We start from the raw sequence: 5868 nt of genomic DNA, 5'->3' as shown, positions 1-5868 counted from the left end.
AATAATGGTGTTTTAATAAAAGAGCATGAGGGGTGGTATTTATTAAATCCTACACCACCAAAGATAGAAAGTTTTCCCTCTGGATTTATTGCAACATTTGCTATGCAAAATGTGCCAAATGGTTGGCTTTTGTGTGATGGTAAGGCCTATAAGCGTGAAGATTATCCGCAGTTATTCAACGCAATAGGTGATAAATGGGGAAAAGACAGCAATAAAACTTTTAAAGTTCCTGATTTTAGAGGCATGTTTTTACGCGGCTTTGATAATGGTCGGGGGTTAGATGGTGGTAGAAAATTTGCAGATGAACAACAAGATAGCATAAAGTCGCATACGCATATTGGGAGTATTGAAAATGCAGGCGAGCATGCGCATAATTTTGAGTATAAAGGAGTTGGATGGCCAGTTGGTGATATTGGGAGACTACCGAACCATTATACCTATAATGCGACCCTGAAGGGGAGAACAGGTTCTGCTGGCGCACATACACACAAGGTAACTCTTTCCCATACGGGTGAGGCAGAAACGCGTCCTGTTAATGCAACCGTTGTCTATGCTATAAAATCATGAGTATGTTTGAGTAATAATAATCTATACACCCTGATAATTTTTGTTAACGCGGAGCAATTCCGCGTTATTTTCTACGTCTATGAAGAGGAAATCTATATTGTTAATACGATACTTGAGGGAGACAAAAAAACAATTTTAAAATGATTGAAAGAAAGAGTTAAGGATATAATTTATTATAAGAAAAAGAAAATCATAACTTTTTTATAATTGTATGATAACATAGGGAAAATGTATTAAATCATTTAAACTGTGCCATGAAGAGATCTGGAGATATATTTGTTCATAAGGTGTTTTGATAGGGGATAAGGTGATAAAATTATTCAACCTGAGGCATAAAAAGTACAATATTTTTAACGTTTTTTGTGTAAAAATAGCATACCCCTGTATGAGTTAATTTATCTCATAAAGATATCTCTCATCTTGTTGTCCATTTCATTTCTTTGCATTGCTATGGTGTAGGCTTTATCTGTAAATGATAGTATTCCTTGAGTGGAATCATCGTTATGCTTGTGAAGCAGCAGACAAATGCTATCTCTCTCCTCATTCCTATATTCCGCATTGTTTTTGTATTAGGGGGCTTACAAGAAGCGTTATTGAGTTTATTTTAAAGTTTTTATTCAATAGTTTAATTCTTTGTGATATGCCAATAAACGATTTTTTAAATAGAGAGAGAAAAGTAAAAAATATCATTATAAATCAATATTTATTTATACAAAAAGCTAAAGTATATGTGTTATAAAGAAAATATTACCATTAAAGCTACAAATAAATTTTTATAGATGGGAGAAAGGTACTTGATTTCTACATAGTCCTTAGAAGATATAAATAATACACCCCATTATTATAACAAAGGCATTTGTACGCATTTCTTGAAACATTTTTATAAAGATAAAAGTGATAGAAAGAGTGGAAAAACGCATATTTATGTTGTATAAATTCGTATTATCTAACAGCTTGATAGCAAAACAAAATTTCGCATGTTTTTAGTTATGTAAAATCTTGAAAGATTTTAAACTAGTGGTTTTTTCTCAAAATATTTTTAGGGTGTTTGGTTTTCTTTTTTAAAATGACAGATGACAAAAAGAAGTTCATATAAAAATAAAAAAGATTCTTAAATATTTGCATGTTTTATTTTTCTATGGACTTTAGTTTTTAGATTGAAACCGATAGCTTAGAGATCTAATTTCATAGGAGGAGGCTGTTTGAGGGAGTATAAATGGGATATCTTCTTTAGGTAATTCAGAAACGTTTAAAGAACAATGATAAACATCGCGGAGATTTTGTGTTGTCAAAACGTTAGTTGCATTTCCTTTGCAATAAATCTCTCCTTCCTTGAGCAAGATCATGTTATCTGCATAATGTGCTGCGAGATTGAGGTCATGAAGAACAGCAAGAACGCCGCCACCAGAATGGGCAAATCGTTTAGCAATATCCATAACGATGATTTGATGTTGAATATCGAGGCTAGCAATAGGTTCATCTAATATCATCCAGCGAGGAATCCCATTATGAACAGGTTTCCAGATTTGGCAAAGGACACGGGCAAGTTGTACTCTAGCTTGTTCTCCACCTGATAATTGGTGATAATACAGGTTGCCATAATCAGAAAGGTCAACGCACTCTAAAGCTTTTTGGATAAGATTTTGCACTTCGGCTTTGGTAATGGTAAATTGGTTTACAGAAAGGCCAAGCCCTACAACTTCATGGACTAAGAATGGAAATACGAGCGTTGTTGATTGTGGTAGCACAGCGCGCATTTTTGCCATTTCATGAGTTTTTGTTTGGCATACATTATAACCATTTAAGGTTATTTTTCCACTGTAAGGAATTTCACCACTCAGAGCTTTGATAAAAGTACTTTTCCCTGATCCATTAGGACCAATAATAATGGTAAAAGCACCACTTTTAGCTTGAAGATTAATGTGTTTAAGAATCTGCTTCTTTCCGCGCTGAACACAAATATTTGTCGCTTTAATCATGAAAAGTCTGTTCCTCGTTTGCATATAAGGATCCATAGAAAGAAAGGAGCACCAAAAAGCGCTGTTACAATCCCAATCGGCAATTCTGCGGGGGCAACAATTAAGCGTGCAAACGTATCAGCAAAAATAAGTAATGCTGCTCCCAAGAGAGCAGAGCAAGGAATGAGATAGCGATGATCAGGACCAATGAGTTGACGTAAAATATGAGGAACAATAATACCAATAAAACCAATACCACCACTGACAGCAACAGCACTACCACACATAAGGGCAACAAGGGGAATAGCAATATTTTTAACGCGTTGAATATGGAAACCAATATGGCCAGCAACAGCTTCTCCAAGAGCAAGGGCATTAAGTGCTCGTGATAAAAAGGGAGAGAAAAGAAGACCAATAACGATGAAAGGGAGAACGAGCCATACTTTCAACCATGTAGCGCCTGCAAGAGAGCCAAGACTCCAAAAAGTGATATCACGGAGTTGTTGGTCATTTGCGATAAAAATCAATGTTCCAACAACTGCACTGCTTAATGCACCAAGAGCAATACCAGCAAGCAGCATGGTTGCAATAGAGGTAAAGCTATTATGCGTTGCTATTATGTAGAGAATAATCGTTGATAAAAGTCCACCAAAAAAAGCACCTATAATAACTTTGTAAGGCTCTAGAAAAGGTGCAAATGAAACAGGAAAAGCAATACCGACAACAATTGCTAAGACTGCTCCAAGTCCAGCACCTGCTGATACACCTATAATTCCAGGATCTGCAAGAGGATTACGGAAAAGCCCTTGCATAAGAACACCGGAGACAGCTAAAGCTGCTCCAATTAACAATCCAAAGATAACACGGGGAAGCCTTATGTCGATAAGCACGAGGTAATCACGCGTTTTACTACTTACTGAAAAATCTTGTGTAAGCATCACATGGAGGAGATCAAGGAAAGAAACCTTTGCGGCACCATTCAAGAGCCCACCAAAAATACTGAAGGTAAGGAATATTATTAAGCTTAATAATAAAACCTTCCCCTGCTTTGAACGGTTTATTTTTTTACCTTCTTTTGTTTCAGGTAAATGCATCATGGATGTACCGTCTACCATTTTTATCAGCTCTTACCGTTTTGATTTGCACCATAAAGTATCTCAATAAGCTCTCTTGATGCGTCTGCAGTGCGTGGACCAAATCCTAAAAAATACATAGCATCCATCTGTTTTATGGCATGATTTTTTGCTGCTGTTGTTGCTTGAACTGCCGGTATGGCTAAAATCTTATCAATGCTAGTTGATCTTGCACCATGTTTTACAAGTAAGATAACATCAGGATCTGATTTCAATAACGCTTCGCCGTTGAGAAGTTTATATCCTTTATAATCGGTGATAGCATTGATAGCACCTGAAAGTTTTATCATACTATCAGCTGCAGTACCTGTTCCAGATGCCATGACGCGTCCATTTTGCACAGAGAAAACAAAAAGAACACGCTTTGGTGTTGTTACTTTCGCCAAAAGCGTATCGTTTTCTAAAAAATTACGCTTCAATTTTTCAATTAACGCAGCGGCTTGAACTTCCCGATGAATGGCTTGACCAACGAGGCGAATCTTTTCTATCACATTTTCACGGGAGTAGTCTTCTGGTATGATCACCAGAGGGATTGATGTTTTTTTGAGAATATCAATTGTTGAAGCGGGACCGCTTCCTTCAACAAGCAATATGCCCTCTGGGGCAAGTGATAAAACACCCTCCGGTGAAAGAGCACGCATATATCCAAGCACAGGAAGCTTGAGCGCTTCTTGCGGGTAGACGCTTGTACTATCACGGGCGACAAGCTGATCTTGGGCACCCAATGCATAGACAATTTCTGTAAGTGCTCCGCCGATAGAAACAATTCGAGCATTTTCAGGAAAACGGGTTGTGGGTTCAGCAATCACTTGTTTAGAAAAACAGGTAAGAGAGAGCAGTAAACATATAAGGAAAAGGTTTGATAACCTATGCAAAAGAGATATGAACATGTCTGACCTTACCTTATCTTAGTTACTGCTGTTTTCTTGGCTCGATGGTAAACCATTCAATAAAGAGCGCCAATCTTCACGTTCTTTTTGGCCCTCCTTGCGTACGCCAAAGAATTGAATAATCATCTCATCATCTTTATCGAAAACTTCAAGTGAGTTGACATATCCATCAATTGTAGGTTTGCGAACACGCCATACCTTCTTGATTCCAGAAACGAGTAAATGGAGGTGAAACTTCTGATCGAGAACATTAAGCCAAGGTCCCATTTGCTTAATATTCTTTACTTGCCCAGTGAAAATTTGGATACATCCTTTATTTCCAACAAAACACATAATTGGTAACTCTTCTTGTGCAACTTGTTTGAGCATCATCTCAACAGCTTCTATTTTTAACTCATCGGCAAATTCATTTCCGGCATGTTTTACAGCATTATGTCGATTAATTTTCAGTTCAGAAATAATTCCATGAAGTTGATGCACATCAGTCATCTGTCGCCAACGATCTCGGAACTTTTCAACATCTAGCTTTGCCGTATCACATTGTACTGGAGTAGGAGCGGGAGAAATATCAAGTGCGGATGATTGATCGTCATGAAGCAACTTTTCAACAAGTGCAGCCCATTCTTCCATATTTGTTGCGTCTTGAGAATAGAGTTTGAAAATAGCAATGCCATATTGATCAAAAAATTGCAGACTTTTCATAGGTGTTCCGAGAATAGTCACGTCATGCTCGAAACCAAACTTCCACTGTTTTGAAAAAATACGCAAGTCAATTTCACCGAGTGTTATCGGAATATGCTGACTTTGAACAATCTTCTCAAAACATCCTGTTATTTCATGGACAGCATTTTCATTCCGTGTTAATGCCATGACTATTCCAAGTTTAGGAGCATTTTCCAAGAGAGTAGCGACATCAGCGCGTAGTTTTTTTGCTTTTCCAATTGTACAATAAGCCGCAATGAGTTCTGCTTCGGATATACCAATAGAGTCCGCGAAATCGCGGTTACGCATTTCTTTTTTTTCTTCACGCAAGTGAATAATCATTTCGGCTGTGTATGACATGGGCTTATCCTTATGTTACCTGTTTAAAGGTTAATTGTTTAATTTTAAAACTCAAAAACAGTGAGTTGAACCACTATCAACTAATGGTTCAACTCACCACCAAAAAAGCCCTTATTTTATCAACAATAGAACAATAAAAACCAATAAATCACAAAGAGTTAAAGCGCAAACCTCAAAATTCGTTGTTCAAAGAACAATGAGAACAGAAACGCAATAATTTATTTTTTATCGATATAACCTTTTTAATTGATCTAATGA

General features: G+C 37.0%; 5 protein-coding genes. 1 reads left to right on the top strand and 4 read right to left on the bottom strand.

Features of this window, described 5'->3' with window-relative positions:
- On the top strand, positions 1–567 hold a 567-nt coding region (locus tag ACFIKE_RS07955; protein ID WP_375649112.1), incomplete at its 5' end, for a phage tail protein.
- Positions 568–1712: 1145 nt separating this feature from the next.
- Here ACFIKE_RS07955 and ACFIKE_RS07950 read toward each other — a convergent pair.
- The 4 genes from ACFIKE_RS07950 to ACFIKE_RS07935 are packed head-to-tail and all read right to left on the bottom strand — an operon-like array spanning position 1713 to position 5610.
- Positions 1713–2546 carry a heme ABC transporter ATP-binding protein gene (locus ACFIKE_RS07950; protein WP_375649110.1) on the bottom strand — a complete coding sequence of 278 codons (834 nt, stop codon included), beginning with the start codon at positions 2544–2546 and terminating at the stop codon, positions 1713–1715.
- Positions 2543–3640: a FecCD family ABC transporter permease gene (locus ACFIKE_RS07945; protein ID WP_375625834.1), complete on the bottom strand. Its 1098-nt coding sequence runs from the start codon at positions 3638–3640 to the stop codon at positions 2543–2545. The genes ACFIKE_RS07950 and ACFIKE_RS07945 overlap by 4 nt, the downstream gene beginning before the upstream one ends.
- 5 nt (positions 3641–3645) lie before the next feature.
- Positions 3646–4548, bottom strand: a complete 903-nt coding sequence (locus ACFIKE_RS07940; protein WP_375625048.1) for a hemin ABC transporter substrate-binding protein — start codon at positions 4546–4548, stop codon at positions 3646–3648.
- 18 nt (positions 4549–4566) lie between these two features.
- A complete protein-coding gene (locus ACFIKE_RS07935; protein WP_375625047.1) occupies positions 4567–5610 on the bottom strand; it encodes a hemin-degrading factor in 1044 nt (347 codons plus the stop codon).
- Positions 5611–5868 lie beyond the last annotated feature (258 nt).

The sequence above is a fragment of the Bartonella sp. MU70NMGDW genome (genome assembly GCF_042194085.1).
GTDB classification, from domain to species: domain Bacteria; phylum Pseudomonadota; class Alphaproteobacteria; order Rhizobiales; family Rhizobiaceae; genus Bartonella; species Bartonella grahamii.
This window is presented reverse-complemented; position numbering and strand designations above follow the sequence as displayed.